Origin of the sequence: Granulicella arctica (assembly GCF_025685605.1) — a bacterium.
In the GTDB taxonomy this organism is placed as follows: domain Bacteria; phylum Acidobacteriota; class Terriglobia; order Terriglobales; family Acidobacteriaceae; genus Edaphobacter; species Edaphobacter arcticus.
The window spans coordinates 4,451,053-4,468,480 of sequence record NZ_JAGTUT010000001.1 but is presented as its reverse complement, the minus strand read 5'-3'; the positions used below and the strand labels follow the sequence as shown (position 1 = coordinate 4,468,480).

Annotated in this window: 12 protein-coding genes; 4 read left to right on the top strand and 8 right to left on the bottom strand. The window is 58.7% G+C overall.

The genetic code is table 11. The features are described from left to right. Positions 1-6: 6 nt before the first annotated feature. The 6 genes from OHL20_RS18865 to OHL20_RS18840 all read right to left on the bottom strand — a co-directional run bounded on the left by OHL20_RS18865 (position 7) and on the right by OHL20_RS18840 (position 8,941). Positions 7-669, bottom strand: coding sequence for a response regulator (locus OHL20_RS18865; protein WP_263384705.1), 663 nt, complete (start codon positions 667-669; stop codon positions 7-9). After that, positions 662-1,759, bottom strand: coding sequence for a PAS domain-containing sensor histidine kinase (locus OHL20_RS18860; RefSeq protein WP_263384704.1), 1,098 nt, complete (start codon positions 1,757-1,759; stop codon positions 662-664). Before OHL20_RS18860 ends, OHL20_RS18865 begins: the two co-directional genes overlap by 8 nt. Positions 1,760-1,907: 148 nt before the next feature. Beyond that, on the bottom strand, positions 1,908-2,927 hold the full coding sequence (locus OHL20_RS18855; protein ID WP_263384703.1) for an acetamidase/formamidase family protein: 1,020 nt from the start codon (positions 2,925-2,927) through the stop codon (positions 1,908-1,910). A gap of 90 nt (positions 2,928-3,017) precedes the next feature. Next, positions 3,018-6,479 (bottom strand): TonB-dependent receptor, encoded by a 3,462-nt coding sequence (locus tag OHL20_RS18850; RefSeq protein WP_263384702.1) that lies wholly within the window; start codon positions 6,477-6,479, stop codon positions 3,018-3,020. Positions 6,480-6,674: 195 nt separating this feature from the next. After that, the gene (locus OHL20_RS18845; RefSeq protein ID WP_396272445.1) at positions 6,675-7,559 is read right to left on the bottom strand and encodes an NAD-dependent epimerase/dehydratase family protein; all 885 of its coding nucleotides are present in this window, start codon (positions 7,557-7,559) and stop codon (positions 6,675-6,677) included. After that, positions 7,556-8,941 (bottom strand): phytoene desaturase family protein, encoded by a 1,386-nt coding sequence (locus tag OHL20_RS18840; RefSeq protein ID WP_263384700.1) that lies wholly within the window; start codon positions 8,939-8,941, stop codon positions 7,556-7,558. Before OHL20_RS18840 ends, OHL20_RS18845 begins: the two co-directional genes overlap by 4 nt. A gap of 122 nt (positions 8,942-9,063) precedes the next feature. Here OHL20_RS18840 and OHL20_RS18835 point away from each other — a divergent pair, with 122 nt between their 5' ends. Further along, positions 9,064-9,810: a Crp/Fnr family transcriptional regulator gene (locus OHL20_RS18835; RefSeq protein WP_263384699.1), complete on the top strand. Its 747-nt coding sequence runs from the start codon at positions 9,064-9,066 to the stop codon at positions 9,808-9,810. A gap of 120 nt (positions 9,811-9,930) precedes the next feature. Continuing rightward, a complete protein-coding gene (locus OHL20_RS18830) occupies positions 9,931-10,749 on the top strand; it encodes a hypothetical protein (RefSeq protein ID WP_263384698.1) in 819 nt (272 codons plus the stop codon). A gap of 49 nt (positions 10,750-10,798) precedes the next feature. On the opposite strand, the gene OHL20_RS18825 is transcribed toward OHL20_RS18830, so the two are convergent. After that, positions 10,799-11,638, bottom strand: a complete 840-nt coding sequence (locus tag OHL20_RS18825) for a fumarylacetoacetate hydrolase family protein (RefSeq protein WP_263384697.1) — start codon at positions 11,636-11,638, stop codon at positions 10,799-10,801. A 97-nt stretch (positions 11,639-11,735) separates the two neighbouring features. Continuing rightward, entirely contained in the window at positions 11,736-13,712 is a 1,977-nt protein-coding gene (locus tag OHL20_RS18820; protein ID WP_317890972.1) for a YjhG/YagF family D-xylonate dehydratase, read from the bottom strand. Between the two features lie 167 nt (positions 13,713-13,879). Here OHL20_RS18820 and OHL20_RS18815 point away from each other — a divergent pair, with 167 nt between their 5' ends. Next, positions 13,880-15,349 (top strand): ATPase domain-containing protein, encoded by a 1,470-nt coding sequence (locus OHL20_RS18815; RefSeq protein WP_263384696.1) that lies wholly within the window; start codon positions 13,880-13,882, stop codon positions 15,347-15,349. Between the two features lie 23 nt (positions 15,350-15,372). After that, positions 15,373-17,373: a PAS domain-containing sensor histidine kinase gene (locus tag OHL20_RS18810; RefSeq protein ID WP_263384695.1), complete on the top strand. Its 2,001-nt coding sequence runs from the start codon at positions 15,373-15,375 to the stop codon at positions 17,371-17,373. The last annotated feature ends 55 nt before the right edge of the window (positions 17,374-17,428 follow it).

Below are 17,428 nucleotides of genomic sequence, written 5' to 3'. Positions count from 1 at the left end.
CCACTTTTAATTCTGATCAATGATACCGTTCCGGATTGCATATCGAACCAGGTCCGCAATCGAGGCGAACCCAAGTTTACGATTGATGTTGACACGATGCGACTCAACCGTCCGCGTACTAATCGCTAATTTTGCAGCTACCTCTTTGCTCGTCATACCATCCGCGAGTAATCGTAAAACCTCTCGCTCTCGCGGTGTGAGGGGAGCAGCATGGGCTCCCCTCTTCGACTCCGGAACAGTCGTTGCCTTCATGTACTCGCTGAGCAGCATCTCGGACACCCGCGAGGTGAAGAAGTGCCGTTTTGCCGCCACCGCCTCTACGGCGCTCAGCAGGTTTCGGTCCGCGTCACTCTTCAACACCATTCCATGGGCTCCCGCCCTCAGAACCTGTCGAATTACATCCTCAGAGTCATGCATCGTAAGCACGATAACGCCCATCTCGGGCACCTGCTTCGCGATGATCGCAGCGGCATCCGGCCCGTTCATTCTTGGCATCGAAAAATCCAGGATGGCGATGTCGGGCCTGAGACGTACCGCCTTTTCGACCGCCTCTACACCATCGCATGCTTCCCCTACGACACGCCAGTGGGTCCGCATCGCGAGCAGATCGCGCACCCCACGGCGAATCAGTTCATGATCATCAGCGATCAGCACATTCAGTTCAGGCATGACGGCCAGCCTGCGTTGGAATCGACGCGACGATCGTTGTTCCCTCATCGCTATGCGAGATCTGAAGGCATCCGCCAAGCTGCTCCGCACGCTCACGCATTCCGCTTATGCCCACTCCGCTCCTGCTGTCTCGCGCTTGCAACAGTACCTCACGCATATGCCCCCGCCCCTGGTCGGTCACGCGCAACTCCAACCACTCCTCCTTGCGTTGAAGCAAGACATTCACCACCGGGCTTCCCGAATGCCGCAATACGTTCGCAAGGCTCTCCTGCACGATACGGAAGATAGCAATCTCCACTTCATCCTGAAATCTTCCGAGATCTGCGCTCATCACCAGCGTCACGCGGATCCCGCTACGCTCTTCGAAGCCTTCCGCCAACCACGATACCGCCACCGTAAGTCCGCCCTCTCCCAAGAGAGGCGGATGGAGCAGATACGAGGCGCTCCGGATCTTCGTCGAACACTGATAGGCGATCTCCTTCGTCTCCTGCACCAGCGTCTTCAACATGTCGTCACGATCGCCGACGAGATTCATCAGCCTCGTAAGATTCCAGTTCAACACTGCCAACTCCTGAGATGTTGAATCGTGGAGATCACGTGCTAACCGTCGCCGTTCCATCTGCTGAAGATTTTCAAGCCGATCCGAAATCTGGCGAAAGGCGGTCTGCGCTTTGTTGCGATCCGTGACATCCTGGTAAAGCCCGTAGACTCCAACTAGTTCCTCGTCGACGATCAGAGGAATCCCGTAGATCTCCACATCGACCATCATCGCGTCACGGCGCCGACGCTGGGTAACGGTATGCACATGACGCCCTTGGAGCGTTTGCTGGCTAAGCCTCCGCGCCTCGTCAACCATCTCAGGCCCAGCGATCAACTCGTCCAGGTTTGCAGTCGCCAACTCCTTTGGGGAGTATTGGAACAGTCGTTCAAACGCTGGATTACACATCGTGTACCGATGATGGGCGTCGAGCACGACGATAGCGATCGGGCTGTTTTCAAGAAGCGCTCGCAGGTAGGTAGCGGAACCTCCCGCTTCCGAACGGCTGTCGGAAAACATGGTGTGAGTCTCGAAAAACTCAAGCTCTCTCATAAGGTCCTCGTCGTGACGCTTGGAGATAGTGAGATTGGTCTGAATGTCAGTGGTATATCGAGCATAAAGGAATTCGCAAATTCCTGCAGCTAACCCGTTCACCGGCGATCAAACCAATCCATCCGCTCGTCACGTCACGACGAAAGCCCTATTTGGCGACGGTAAAGATGTTCTTCGGGCACATGGCATGCACCCCGACGTTGCCATCCACGAGCTGCGTGATATCCAGGTCCACCGCCACGCTCGAAAGCATGTAAGCATCATCTCGCGTCATGTGTTTCTCTTCGACAAGAAAGTCAATCATGTCCCGCAGTGCGTGCTCTGTAGCTTCCTTCAAATCCGGACTGAAGCCCATCGTGATGTAGTGGGTCGGCGTCTCTGCCCGCGGCCACGACATCGCCTTGTTCTTGTGCAAAACAAACTTGAATGTACCCGTGAGGAACGTCTCCATCGCAGTGATGTCAACCTCGCCGTTCCCCTGCCCGGCGTGTCCGTCTCCCGCAACAAACAAGCCGCCCTTTGCCGCCACCGGAATATAGAGGGTCGTCCCGGCAACAAGCTCTTTATTGTCCATGTTGCCCGCATGGGCGAACGGAGGAGCGCTATCGACCTTTCCCCCGCCCGGCGCAACCCCCATGCTGCCGAAGAACGGATGTAGCGGGATGTCGATGCCCGGAGCAAAATGACCGATCATCTTCTCCCGATCCAGGGGGATGATCCGTTGACGGCTATACGGGAACTCCATCGGCAAGAATCCACGATGCAATCCGAATCCGTTACAGGCGAAGTTCGCATCGATGTCCACCTTGAGTATCTGCACTTCGAGCACATCGCCGGGCTCTGCACCCTCGATCGCAACCGGCCCCGTCAGGATATGCCCACCCGGACCCTTTTCTTTCTCGGGATATCCCTTGTAAACAGCATCGTTGTAAGCAGGAATATCTTCCGCCTTGATTCCCCGCGCGATCAGGCGATCCGTAGGTCCGCAGGTGGAAAGCGTCTGGATCTTAACCGTATCGCCGCTTTGCACCGTAACAGCCGGCTTCGCATTGGCAGCGTAGTGACCCCATTCGACCGTCGTTGGGGTGGCAAGGACAACATGATCAGCCGCCGAAAGAGGAAGCGAGATACTCAGCAGAAGACCCGTTACTAAAGCCGAAGAGCGCATAAAACCTCACTAGCTAAAAGAGACATTTACCTTGTTATGGATTGATCGCACGGCCTCATCAACCGGGCAACCACCGCACCTGCAGTGATCCTAGAACACATACTTTAGAGCAAATTGGATCAGCCGGGGTGCAACTGCTGAAGCATTGATCACACCATAGCTCGCAGTTCCAACACCCGTCGACGGATTAGCATACTGCGCATGGTTGAACGCATTGAAGAACTCCGTACGGAAGTCGATCGTCGCATCCTCGCGAAGACCACCTACCCGTGTCGTCTTCACAACCGCCATGTCCCAGTTATCGTTACCCGGACCGCGTGCAACGCCGATACCACTGTTGCCATAGTCCAGTGCGCCGACACCAGTGCTGCCCGGAACTGCAGGCCCGCTGAATGGCACCGCAGGAGCCGCAACGAACAGCGTCGTTCCAGGGTTGAGGTACGAGTTAGTCTTCACACGGTTCAGCATCGATCCGCCGTTCTTGTTCTGCACACTTTTATTTGTGATACCCGTAACGTACTGTGCGCGGCTGGCCGTGCCCCATGCCGTACCATTTCTAGTGTCGGTGAAGGTCAGCGGTTTGCCGGACTGGAAGGTCGAGACACCCGAGAACTTCCATCCGCCCGTAGCTACATGGACGAACGCCCCCTTGTTATCCAGGCTCGGAAGCTGCCATGAATACGCCACCACCAGACGATTCGTCCGATCGTACCCGGCAAGTCCATAGCGAGCATAACGGTTATCCGGATCATTGCTGTTGCCGCTACCGCCAGCAAAGACACCGTTCGTCCCGTCGCCGCCAGTTACCGTCGTCATAGCCTTGCTCCACGTATAAGCCGCCTGCAGAAACAAGCCATGGCTCATCTGCCGCTTCAACGTAGATTGAAGGCTGTTGTAGTTTGAGAATCCGTACGTCTCGATGCGTGTCACGCCATTTGTTGTAAATCCCTGGTATGGCACACGCGCCTGCAGATTGGCCGACCCGACCGTGTTCGTAGTTACGCCGTTGATCGGATTGGAAGGACTGGCAAGATATGCACGGTTCAGAGCACGCGATTCAGCGAGCCGTGTGCCGCGCGTTCCCACATACCCGAGCTCAAGCACAAGCTTCGAGGGCAGCTGCTGCTGCACATCCAGGTTGTACTGCTCGGTCAGTGGCGAATCGATATTTTGAGCAACTGACGTCACGGTCAAGGTATAGTTTTGCGACCGTGGCCGCCACACTCCCGGCGTAAGCGGTACCGTATACGGCGTCTGGAAGGTCGACGCTGCCGCAGCCGTACCGCTCAAGCTGGACGAACTGACAAATGGCTGGTTACCCAACGTCTGTAGCACTGAGTTCGCATTCGGCAGCGTATAGAACAAGCCAAAGCCGCCGCGCAGCACGGTAGTCTGACTGGCACCGAACGGCTCCCATGCAAAGCCAACACGCGGACCAAAGTTATGCAGCGGAATATCGTCGTTGCCGAGGCTCGTGCTGACCAATCGCTCGATTCCAGCCGGTAGCGCCAACCGATAGTTGTTTGGCACTACAAAACCGGTAAAAGTTCCACCAACCGGCACCGGCTGAAACGGCGTGACCAGGCTCGGATCGAAGCTGCTCAACTCGCCGTGAGCAGCGCTGATACCACTGTTCAACTCCCATCGAACGCCGGCGTTCACCGTCAGATTTGGTCGCAATTTAAGGTCGTCCTGCACAAACATCGCAATCTCTGTTCCGCGATACGCATGGTAGTAGCTGCCCTGCTGGCTACCCGCCGAACTGACGTTGCTGAACGCTGACCCGTTCTGCGCCGCGCTCTGTCCCAGCAGAAAATCCTGGAAGGTAAGAAATCCGAGACTGCCGCGCTTATTATTTGGATCGTTGAAGTTGAATTGATTCTTCTCGCCCGTAAATCCAGCGCGAACACTCTGTTTTCCGTGCGTCCAGCTGATCTGATCGCTGATCTCGAACGTATTGACATACGAGCTCGATACGTCGTTATTCACGCCACCAAGCGAGAAGTAGCCCGTGGTCGTGATGATCGGTGTAAGCGGGTAAGTCGGGTCGCTCGGTGCTGTCATGCCGATCTGGGCAGCAGTGAGATTCGCCTGCGTCTGCAGCGTACCGACACTGCGAATGTAGCCAACTAAGCCCTCATTGAGGAAATGCGCGTTGATTCCTGAAGTCAGCTTCAAGACCGCAACCTGATTCGTGTACTTCGGCGTCACGCCATTACCCGGCGTATCCGCCGTGCTGCTGAACGGCTCAGTCTCCGGATCATTCGAGAAGAAGTAGCGCTCCGACAACGTGTGCTTCGCGGAGATAATGTAATCCGTATTCACAAGAAATTGATCTTCCGTAAAGTGAGACGGAATGCTGAATGTCGAGAACCCGATTGGGTTGCCATTTGTATCCGAAGCAATTCGCTGGGGCGTCGGAACCAGGTAGGTGCCGTTCGCGATCTTCTGATTCAGCAGGTTGAGCGCGACCGGATTGATGTTTGACCCATTACACGCTACGTTAACTCCTCCAAAGAAGGGAGCCCAGTTCTTCCCTGGACTCCCGCTCGGGCAAGCGATCCGTGCAATCCCAGCCGCACTACGGTCATCCGTAAGTGGAAAGAGCGTATTGCTCGCGAGCGAACTTGCACTAAGACCGTTCACCTGCCGCGTTCCCTGGTACGACCCGAAGATGAAGAGCTTGTCTTTCATGATCGCGCCGCCAAGCGTGCCGCCAAACTGGTTGTTCTTCATCACCGCGCGCGGCTGTCCGTTCAGCTTCAAGAACGTGTCGTTCGCATTGAAGATGTCATTGCGAAAAAACTCCCAGATCGAACCATGAATCGCATTTGATCCCGTCTTGGTCACGACATCGACGTTAGCTCCTGCATCTCGTCCAAAGCCCGCATCGTAGTTCGTCGTCTGGATCTTGAACTCCTGCAGCGCATCCGGGTTCGGAATAGCGATACCCGCCTGCTGTACGAAATCGCCCGCACGCCCCGAACCGAAGTTATTGATGTCCGCGCCGTCCATGTGAAAGTTGTTACTGATGCTGCTCGCACCGTTCACATAGACGTCCTGCGTTCCCCTGCCTAGAGTTGCAGCGTTATTGACGTCCCCAGCCACACCCGCAGATAGCGTCAAAACCTGTGTAAAGTTGCGGTTCGTCAGAGGAACCTCACGGATCGTTGCACCGTCCACTACCGTTCCCAGCGTTGCATTCTCCACTTGCAGCGACGGCGCTAGCGAACTCACCTCAACGGTCTCATTCTGGCTGCCCAGCACCAGCTTTGCATCCACGCGAGCCGTCTCCGTCACGGTGACCGTGATCGCACCCGGATTCTCCGTCTTGAAGCCAGGAGCCGCAATTGTTACCGTGTACAGTCCCGGCGGCAACAGACCCACAGCAAACTGCCCATCTTTATCGGTCGCTGCTACACGCACCGCATCGGTGCCTTGCGATTTCACGGTCACCGTGCCGGAGGTGATCACTGCCCCCTGTGGATCAGTGAGTGTTCCGCGAATTGCGCCGGTCGTCGATGTCTGGCCGAATGCGAACGAGTTCATCATCAGCAGCGCGCCAAGTGCGCATGCAAGTCTGCGAGTGCAGGGAAAAAGGGCAGTCCATTTCATAGTGAAACCTCTTTGTCTGGGTTCCTTCACTATGAAGCAAACTGCACTTGTTTCAAATCCGCATAAGTACGGCAAGCGACCGTACTGCCTCCGTATAACTACGGAGATAGAGCGAAACAAGCCCGAATGGCCCTACTGCCCTGACGCCACCATCGCTTTCGCGAGCTCCCGAAAACCTTCCCGGTATGACAAATAGATCGGCTTCCATTCCAACTCCCGTTGTGCGCGATCTGAAGAGATTCGCCGGCACTCTATGAAGAACCGGGCAGCAGCGGCCGGCAGTGAAGCCTCATCAAACGCCACCTCGGGCGGAGCTACTTCGCCCAGCAACCATGCCGCATACAGCACAACGTCCGCACCAGAGGCAGGCTCAAGATCACTCACGTTATAGATCGAACCAACATCTGGACGACGAATCGAGAGCAGGAGAAGTTGCGCAGCATCATCGACGTGAATCCGCGACACAACATGCCCCGGCTTCACGACCCGCCGAGCCTCGCCCTTTCGCAAGCGGTTCAGCGCGGAACGTCCCGGCCCGTATATTCCGGCCAGCCGAAAGAGCTTGAGCCGCAGGTCGTGTTCAGATGCCAATCGCTGCCACGAAGCTTCTGCCTGAATGCGGGCGAGTCCTGGCCCTTTGCAAGCTTTCAGAGTCGAGTCTTCATTCGTCCATCGACACTCCTGATCCCCATAGACCGACGTAGAAGATAAGTAGCCAAGCCATTGCAAACGCGAATTCTGCGCAACGGTCGCCGAAAGCGTCCTATACGCCGGACAGCCGTCTTCCGCAGGCGCTGCCGTGATCAGAAGCGCGTCTGTAGTCTTCGCCAAGTCCAGCATGCCTTGCGCGTCAGCCAGGCTAACGACATTCAGCCCGAGGCTTGATGCGTAGTTCGCCTTCACCGCGTCACGCAGGATAGTCGAAACAATCCAGCCCTCCTCACGAAGCTTCATCGCAAATCTCTCTCCGACGTACCCAAGTCCGAAGATGAGTATTGTTGGCGCCCTGTCGCTCAACGCACTCCCTGCCTCAGCGCGCTCTGGGCCGCATGGAAGCCGGCCATCCCATGTACACCACCACCCGGCGGAGTGGAAGCTCCACAAAGAAACAGCCCCTGGACCGGCGTCCGATAGAGAGAGCGCGTCGGACGAAACACAATCTGCGCGAGGTTCATCGCTCCGGCAGATAAATCTCCACCCACCAGGTTCGGATTCCAACTCTCAAGCGCGGCCGGAGGAGAGATCCGACGAGCCAGGACGCAGTCCGGAAACTCCGGAGCGAAGCGCACAATCTGCCTCTCAATCGCCTCAAGATGATCGAAGGTACTGCCGTTCGGCACATGGCAGTAGGCCCATGCCGTGTGCTGTCCCTCGGGAGCCCGCGTCGAATCAAACAGCGATGGCTGCACCAGCAACACGAACGGCTTATCCGACTTAAAGTCTCGCTCCGAAACGGCAATCTCCTCCAGCGTCCCGCCAAGGTGAACCGTAGCTGCACGCGAGCACTCCCGCGCCGTCCAGGGAATCGGAGCACTGAGCGCATAGTCGACCTTGAACGAGCCCGCACCATAGCGAAACCCTTCCAGTCTCCGACGGAAATCGATCGGAAGGGCAGTTCCACCGATCCGCAGCAATTGCGTTGGCGTAACGTCGGCAAGCACCAGGTCGGTCGGAGGCAGTTGCGTCACTTCATGTTCAGTTCTGATCACACCGCCGAGTGTTTCGAAGTGACGTGCAAGCGCATCCGTCAGCGTCTGCGCACCGCCGCGCAGGATTGGCCAGCCGCTCGCATGTCCCGCAGCCATCAGCACAAGCGCCACCGCCGCCGAGCCCGAAGCCTCCAGCGGCAGCACAGAATGAGCCGCCATTCCGGCGAAGAGTGCGCGCCCGCGAGGCCCTCTGAAGCGCGACTGTGCAAGCGACGCGGCCGGAATAAGCGCTGAAAGTCCAAAACGGGCAAGCAGCAAGGGATGGCGCGGAACATGTTGGATCGGTCCAAGAATGTCCTTGACCAGATCGGCGAACCGCTCCGTCAGCGGCTCAAGAAGCGAGCGGTACTTGGGACCATCGCCAGCATCGAGCGTCGCAATCGTGTCGTCGATCGAGTGTTCCAGCATCACAGCCGTACCGTCATCAAGCGGATGAGCGCACGCAGCGGGCGGCTCAATCCATGGAATGTCAATCGGCAATGACCGGAAGAAGGGACTCGCGACGCCCAGCGGATATGCGGACGAGCCGAGATCATGGCGAAAATTCGGAAGTGTTACCTCCGCTGTGGAGCAGCCTCCACCGATCAGCTCATTCCGCTCAAACACAGTCGTCGCAACGCCCGCTGCGGCGAGCACAATGGCCGCTGAAAGACCATTGGGTCCAGAACCGATGATGCTGGCCGTCTGCATACCTCAACCATAACGGACCTTCATCAACAAAAGCGACCGTCCTCCCCGTAGACAGCTATAGCCGCTACAGGCGTTGACGCGGTAACAAAACGCAAGAGGTATATAGTCGCAGCTAGAGCACCATGTTTCTCGTGGCCAAGGCCCACCTCTGGATGCCCTCGACGTTTACTCTCGGATCTCCTTCGAACTGCGCAAGCTGTGAGTACCGCTCCCTCCGGATGTTCTGCAATCTGGACGACCGGGCGCTCGCCGAATACTCCGCGATGGGCACCGAAGCAAGGCTGCCGAAAGGCACAATACTCTTCGACGAAAGCGCCCCGAGCACCAACGTCTTCGTCCTGTGCACCGGTCAGGTCAAGCTCTTCTGCACCTCCAAAGAAGGCAAGACCCTTATCCTGAAGATCGCCATGCCCGGCGACGTCCTCGGATTAGGCGCAGTCATCTCAGGAACTCCGTACGAGGTGACTGCCGAAACCATCCAACCCACGCAGGTCAAGAGCATTCGCCGGGATGACTTCCTCGCCTTCCTCCAGAGAAACAGCGAAGCTGGTCTCAAAGCCGCCACCTCGCTCTCCGACGACTACAAAGCAGCCTTCTTCGACGCCCGTCGCCTCGCTCTTTCAAGCTCCTCCGCAGGTCGCCTGGCCGGTGTCCTGCTCGATTGGGGCAGGACCGCCGCCGCCTGCGGCAAACTCGAGATGCGCTTTACCATGGCCCTTAGCCACGAAGACTTGGCCAGCCTCGTTGGGAGTTCCCGCGAAACGGTCACCCGCAACCTCAGCCAGTTCAAACGCGACAATCTTATTCAAGTGCGAGGTTCGTCCATCCTTATCCTCGCTCCTAAGCTGCTCGAGCAACTCGCCGTCTAACTACCTGAAGCGTACGGCAGCATCATCCAAAAAGATGTGATGCCTGTCACACTACAGGCTGTCAGCCGTCACAGCCATATCGTCGTCAGAAGCTGAAACTCATGGATGAGGAGACACACCATGAAAGCTTTTCACGAGTATTGGACGTTCTCAGCAATCCGCGGAGCCTTGACACTCCTGGCCGGTCTTGCAATTCTCACCCTCCCGCAAGCGACAGCAACTATGCTCTCGATCCCCGTCCTGATCACCCTCTCCATTCTCTGCCTCGCGACCTACAGCGTCTTCGATGCCGGTGTCATGATCCTTCTCGCCAAGTTGCTGCCGCGCCGCGCGACTCATCGCAATACCTTCTACGGCCAGGCGCTCATCGCCCTCGTAGCCGGAGCCCTTCTCTTTCTTGTAGGCTATGGCCTCTTGAATCTCAAATGGCTGATGTGGCTCGCTGCGTCACAAGCCGCCCTGGCCGCCGTCGCCGAGTTCATCGTTGCCCGCGACACCCACCGCCAGTACGGCTGCCTGTCCTGCTACGCAACGTCAATCGTTCTTGCAGCCTCTGCCGTCACCCTGCCCTTTGCGGCAGGATGGAATGCTGACCGCATGTCGCTCGCACTCGCCGGCTACGTCAGTCTCTACGGTCTGAGCCAATTCTTCCTGGGAGCCCGCATGCTCTTCGTCGAATACCGCAGTGGCCATCCCGCGGCGATCGCCTCAGGCGCCTGGCGCGCCGACATGCTCGAACCCACAGCACCGCCGCTGCAGTCGCTCGCATCAAGAAAAGTGTGCCTGAATTGCGACGAGTGCCCAGCTGACACGCTCTGCCACGACGACTCGCTTGCAGGCCAGGTAGCCCGAGTCACCGCCGCGCGACCGCCAGCCATTGTGCTCACCTTGCGTGTCGATGCACTGCTCAATCCGCCGAAGGTCCTCGCTAGTCTCTAAGGTTGGTCGCACGGGCTTGCGCGAAAGACGCCTTGCGCAGGCCAGCCGCCTACTTCACAAAGTTCTCCAACACCCCGATCCCCTCGATCGAGATCCGCACAACGTCCATACTCTCCAACGTAAAGTCATCGTCCGGCACGATCCCAGTTCCCGTCATCAGAAAGACGCCCTGCGGAAAGCTGTTGTCCCGAAAGAGAAACGCAGCCAACTCCTTAGAATCCCGCTTCAACTCCGCCAGCGTCGTGCTTCCCTCAAACACCACGGAGCCGCCCCGCGAGATCGAGATCGAAATAGCTGTAGTCCGCGGCATCGGCCTCGTCGCCAGCAGGATGCACGGTCCTAGCGCGCAGCTTCCGTCATACACTTTTGCCTGCGGCAGATACAGCGGGTTCTCCCCCTCAATATCGCGCGAGCTCATATCATTGCCAATCGTGTACCCGGCAATCTCACCCTTGGGATTGATAAATAGCGTCAACTCCGGCTCGGGCACCGACCACGTAGCATCTGACCGAATCCTCACCCCCGCGCCCGGCCCGATTACTTTGCGCCCATTCGCCTTGAAGAAAAGCTCCGGCCGTACCGCCGCATACACGCGATCATAGAAGTCGCCGCCACCCGCATCCTTGCTCTCTTCGATCCGCGCGTTCCGACTTCGGAAGTAGGTCACCCCTGCCGCCCAAACCTCCTGGCTATGCGCCACGCTCAAAGCATCTTCTATATCGAAATTGGCGATCACCGCGCCTTCTGTAGCCTTGCGGGCTCGCTCCAGCAGGTCGTCACTCGCCAGCAGATCATCCCACTCCGAAGTCCAGAAGTCCGCTCCAGAAAGCGTAAAGAAGCTGCCTCCCTCCTCCACAAATATTCCATCCAGCGTCCGATAAAGCTTCAAAGCTTCCCCCTCAAGAATCACAGCCGAAAACGAAGACTAGCGCGTTCCCGACCGCGCCTTGATCTTACCTTCTTAACCCAACACCTCTAAAGCATGTTTAGCCGACGCGCTCGCCCCGCGCAAGCTGCGACGCAATCGCCGACGCATCATAGACACAACCACCCCACACGCCACCGCTCGCCTGCACGAGAGCTGCCCAGAGTCGCGTGTCGTCCTGCATATCCGGGTGCTCCTTCAGATCCGCACGCGACGCACGCAACGCCAGACGCCGAGCACCCTCCGCCGCCGAAAAACTTTCTTGACCCTCGCCCACAAGATTCACCGTCCCATGCAGCGCCCTCCGATCCACCATAATCTCGATCACATCGCCCTCGAGCACCTTGCCAATTGGCCCGCCTGCCAAGGCCTCAGGCGAGATATGACCCAGGCAAGCTCCCGTAGACACCCCACTGAACCGCGCATCCGTCAGCACTGCTACATGCTTGCAGAACGGCAGGTTCTTCAACGCTGAGGTGATCTGATAGATCTCCTGCATCCCCGCACCTTTTGGCCCACCGCAGATCAGCACAACGACATCGCCATGCCCCACAGCGCCATGCTTGATCGCATCGATAGCAACAGCCTCGGTGATAAAAACCCGCGCCGGACCCACATGCCGATAGACGCCGTTCTCATCGATCAGCGAAGCATCGATCGACGTACTCTTGATTACGCTGCCTTCAGGCGCAAGATTCCCCGCTGGAAAACAAACCGTAGCCGTCATTCCCTTCGCCCTTGCACCATCCGGCGACATAATCACCTGATCCGCACCCACTCCATCGAGCGCCCTAAGTCTCTCCTTCAAGACCGTACGCCGCTCACTTCCCTCCCACCAATCCAGATTCGCCCCGAGCGTCTCCCCTGTCACAGTCTTCACGCTGCAATCCAGCAGCCCGGCCCGTCGTAGATGCAGCATCACCTCCGGCACGCCCCCCGCCAGAAACACCTGCACCGTCGCAAAATTACCCGGCCCATTCGGCAACGCATCTACCAGTCGCGGCACCTCGCGATTCACCGCAGCCCACTCCGCCGCAACCGGTCGCCGCAGCCCTGCCGCATGTGCCACCGCTGGCACATGCAGCAGTAGATTCGTCGACCCGCCAAACGCTGCATGCACGACCATCGCGTTACGCACCGCCGCGTCCGTCAGCACATCCCGCGTACCCATCCCCATCTGCATCATCCGCAGCATAGCCCTCGCGGACCGCGCTGCAACATCCAGCCAAATGGGCTGCCCTGAAGGCCCAAGCGCCGCATGCGGCAGCGAAAGCCCTAATGCCTCAGCGACTACCTGCGCCGTGGCCGCTGTACCTAAAAACTGGCATCCACCGCCCGGCGTCGCACACGCCCGGCAGCCCATCTCCGCCGCGTATTGCAGGCTGATCTGCTCCTGCGCAAATCGCGCACCAATCGTCTGCACCTTCCCAGCATCCTCCCCATTCTCAGGCAGCAGTGTCACCCCGCCCGGCACGAGGATGCTCGGCAGCGCGCCCGAACTCGCCAGGGCCATCATCATCGCCGGGAGTCCCTTGTCGCACGTTGCCACCCCAATCACACCCTTGCGAGTAGGCAACGACCGCATCAATCGCCGCAGCACCATCGCCGCATCATTCCGATACGCCAGCGAGTCCAACATCCCCGCCGTTCCCTGCGTCCTGCCGTCACAAGGATCTGTACATGCACCGGCAAACGGTACTGCGCGCATCCCTCGCAACTCCCGTGCGGCCTCAGCCACCAGCAGCCCCACCTCCCAGTGTCCTGTGTGGAATCCCAGTGCAATCGGCGTCCCATCCGCTGCACGCATCCCACCGTGCGTACTCAAGATCAGGAACTCCGGATCAAGTAACCGCTGTGGTTCCCAACCCATTCCGGCATTCTGGGTCAGCCCGAACAAATTGCCCGAAGGTTGCGTCAGCAGCATCTCCGCAGTGATAGGCAGTGCTCCCTCAGGTCCCGCCGCGTGCGTCTTCGTCTCCGCGAACAATGCACCATCACTCTCCAGCACCCGCGCTATATCGATCGTCTCGATTTCCACACCTCACCAACCGCACTACCGATTGTCGCGCATTTAAACCGAAGATGAAATGTAGGACAGCATGAGGACGTTCCGCCTCTGAACATCTATCTCAGACACTATGCCATCCAATGAGCGAAGCACCGCTAGCAGCTCTACACTCCTAAGCAAACGGAACTCTTACAACTATGGAAATAGCAGCACAACCTGACCGCATCAATACAGGCGTGAGTGGACTCAATGACATTCTCTCTGGCGGACTGCCGGCCGGACAGATGTATCTTCTTGAAGGCGATCCCGGCACTGGCAAGACCACGCTCGCGATGCAGTTCATCATCGAAGGCGTACGCTCGGGCGAAAAAGGCCTCTACGTCACACTCTCTGAGTCCAAGTCGGAGCTGGATGCCTCAGCCCGTTCTCATGGCTGGGATGTCGCCGAGCTTCCCATCGCTGAGTTCATTCCAGCCGAAGCCAGCCTCAGCCCCGACCAGCAGTACACCGTCTTTCATCCCAGTGAGGTCGAGCTGGCAGGCACGATCCAGAAGCTGACGCAGCTTATCGACCGGACCCGCCCGGACCGCCTTGTGATCGACTCCCTCTCCGAGCTTCGCCTCCTCGCCGCGGATACCATGCGCTATCGTCGCCAGCTTCTTGCCCTAAAACACTTCTTTGCCGGCCGCGACACGACCGTGCTTCTCCTCGATGACCGCACCGCAGAAGGTAGCGACATGCAGCTCCAAAGCATCGCGCATGGCGTCCTTCGTCTCGAGAAGGTTCGCCGGTCATACGGCGTCACCCGTCGCCACGTCGAAATCATCAAGCTGCGCGGCAGTGCCTATCGAGAGGGCTGTCACGACTACACCATCAAAACAGGCGGCCTCCACATCTATCCCCGCCTCGTAGCAAGCGAGCATGATGCGACCTTCGATGGGGAACGCATCAAGATCAACCTCCCCGAACTCGATCTCATGTTCGGCGGTGGTATCCACCGCGGCTCCTCTACGCTCCTCATTGGTCCCTCCGGCACAGGCAAATCGACCCTCGCCATTGCCTACGCTCACGCCGCTGCGGAGCGTGGGGATCGGGCTATCGTCTACGCCTTCGACGAGGTCCTTCGCATCGCCCAGGATCGCGCTGAAGGTCTAGGTATGAACGTCCGCGAGCAGGTTGCGCGCGGCACCCTCGCCATGTCCCAGATCGACCCCGCCGAGCTCTCCCCCGGAGAATTTGCATGGCAGATTCGCAGCGACGTCGAGCAGAAAGATACCCGCGTCGTCGTCATCGACAGCCTCAACGGCTTCCTCATGGCGATGCCCGGCGAGAATGACCTGACCCTCCATCTTCACGAACTTCTCGCCTACCTCAATCAAAAGGGCGTCGTCACGATTCTCGTCTTTACCCAGCACGGCCTCGTGGGCAGCATGCATTCCGATATCGACGTCAGCTACCTTGCGGACACCGTTGTCCTCCTTCGCTACTTTGAAGCCGAGGGTGACATTCGCCAGGCCATCTCTGTCGTCAAGCAGCGCGCCGGCCATCACGAGCGCACACTGCGGGAACTCAGCATGAGCCAGTACGGTGTAGAGATCGGTGAACCACTCAGAAGTTTCCGCGGCGTGTTGACCGGAGTACCCGATCTTGCGGAGCACAAGAACTAAGTCATGGAACGGAGAGCACGAACATGAGCTTGGTTGTCCGCATCATAGCACCCACAGGTCGCGATGCCGAACTCATCAATCAGGCCCTGCAACAGAATGGCCTCGCCGCAGAGATCTGCACAGACTTCGAGGAGATTGAGCGTCACATGGAGCATGAGCCTATAGGCCCGCTCCTTGTAGCCGAAGAAGCCCTTACTCCCAGCCTCGTCGAGAAGCTAAGTCGTGTGATCGAAGGCCAGCCATCCTGGTCCGACCTCCCCGTCCTCATTCTTACGGGCAGCTTCCGTCAAGCTTCGCCCAGCCAGCACATTGAATATGAGAAGTTGCCGCTTGGATCCCCCATTCTGCTGGAGCGCCCGATCCGTACCGCTACACTCGTCAGCAGCCTGCGCGCTGCCCTCCGCGCCCGGCAGCGGCAATACGAGATTCGCGACACCTTGTACGAACGCGATCACGCCCTCGCGGATCTTCAAGAGCAACGAGAGACTCTTCAAGCTGTCCTCGATCATCTGCCCGTAGGCGTCATCCTCGCCAAGCCTGACGGCGAAATCATCTTTGGCAATCGCAGCTTGGAACGCATCACCCGCCACCCCGTCATCGACACGCCCGACATGGAATCGCACGGCAAGTGGGCCGCCTTCCACGCCGACGGCAGCCGCGTCAAAGCTCTAGAGTTTCCCCTGCCCCGCGCCATGGAGGCCGGTCACCCGATTCCCCCCGAAGACTATCTTTACGAGCGCGGAGACGGTACCCTCGCCTGGATCAGCCTCGCCGCCGCGCCCATCCTCAACGAAGAGGGTATCGTCACCGGTGGTGTCGTGGCCCTCTCCGACATCGACCGCCAGAAGCGTGCCGACGCCGACCTGCGCCGTAGCGACGAGCGCTTCCGCCGCCTCATCGAAAAAGCAATCGTCGGCGTCATCATTGGCAACCTCGAAGGCAGCATCTCCTACGCCAACCCGGCCATCCTCAAGCTTCTCGGTTACACCGAGCAGGAGGTCCACGCCGGTCTCCTGCGCTGGGATCTCATCACGCCACCCGAGTTCGCCGAAGCCGACCGCCACGCCGTCGAGCAGCTCAAAGCCACCGGCGCAGCAGACTCCTACCAGAAGCAATACCGCGCCAAAGATGGCCGCCTCGTCCCCGTCCTTGTCGGAGCCATCGTCATTCCCTCACCCACCTCCGCCGCTGGCTTCGACGAGGTCGCCGTCTTCCTTACCGATCTCTCCAGCCAGAAGCAGGCCGAGACAGCCCTGATCCAAAGCGAGAAGCTCGCCGTCGTCGGTCGCCTTGCCGCTTCCATATCGCACGAGATCAACAATCCTCTCGAGTCCGTCACTAACCTTCTATACATCGCTCGCCAGGAGGAGACCCCGCTCCCCGACATCCACCGCTTCCTCGACATGGCTGATGAGGAGCTTCGGCGCGTCTCCCAGATCGTCGCCCAGACACTCCGCTTTCATCGGCAGTCCACACGCCCCCGCGCCATCACGCCCGAAGCCCTTCTTTCCCCCGCTCTCGGCCTCTACCAAGGCCGCCTCGCAAACTCACACATCACCCTCCACCTCCAGCACCGCCTGGCCAGCCCTGTCACCTGCTACGAGGGAGACATCCGCCAAGTCCTCAACAACCTCATCGGCAACGCCATCGACTCCATGCGTACCGGTGGTCGTCTCATCGTTCGCACCAGTAACTCCCGCTGCTGGCGAACCTACGAACCCGGCGTTCGCATCACTATCGCCGACACTGGGCACGGGATGTCATCGCAGACCCGTCAGCGCATCTTCGAAGCCTTCTACACCACCAAGGGGATGAACGGCACCGGCCTCGGTCTCTGGATCTCCTTCGGTATCGTAGAAAAACATCACGGCCGCCTCCAGGTCTTCTCCTCCACCCGCGAGGGCCGCAGTGGCACCGTCTTCAGCCTCTTCCTCCCCACGCAGTCGGCCACTCCTGACTCCGAAAGCACCATCTCCCTCGCCGCCGCCGTCGCACCCGCCTCCATCGGGACGTCAAACATGTAACACTGTTCCCCACAAATCCGCAGGCCCTTCCCCGGTTTGAAAAAGGACAAGCAGT

Bases quoted from the DNA above. Each gene is read 5' to 3' on its own strand.
- OHL20_RS18865 (WP_263384705.1), bottom strand. From the start codon at position 669: ATGCCTGAACTGAATGTGCTGATCGCTGATGATCATGAACTGATTCGC.
- OHL20_RS18860 (WP_263384704.1), bottom strand. From the start codon at position 1,759: ATGAGAGAGCTTGAGTTTTTCGAGACTCACACCATGTTTTCCGACAGC.
- OHL20_RS18855 (WP_263384703.1), bottom strand. From the start codon at position 2,927: ATGCGCTCTTCGGCTTTAGTAACGGGTCTTCTGCTGAGTATCTCGCTT.
- OHL20_RS18850 (WP_263384702.1), bottom strand. From the start codon at position 6,479: ATGATGAACTCGTTCGCATTCGGCCAGACATCGACGACCGGCGCAATT.
- OHL20_RS18840 (WP_263384700.1), bottom strand. From the start codon at position 8,941: ATGCAGACGGCCAGCATCATCGGTTCTGGACCCAATGGTCTTTCAGCG.
- OHL20_RS18835 (WP_263384699.1), top strand. From the start codon at position 9,064: ATGTTTCTCGTGGCCAAGGCCCACCTCTGGATGCCCTCGACGTTTACT.
- OHL20_RS18830 (WP_263384698.1), top strand. From the start codon at position 9,931: ATGAAAGCTTTTCACGAGTATTGGACGTTCTCAGCAATCCGCGGAGCC.
- OHL20_RS18815 (WP_263384696.1), top strand. From the start codon at position 13,880: ATGGAAATAGCAGCACAACCTGACCGCATCAATACAGGCGTGAGTGGA.
- OHL20_RS18810 (WP_263384695.1), top strand. From the start codon at position 15,373: ATGAGCTTGGTTGTCCGCATCATAGCACCCACAGGTCGCGATGCCGAA.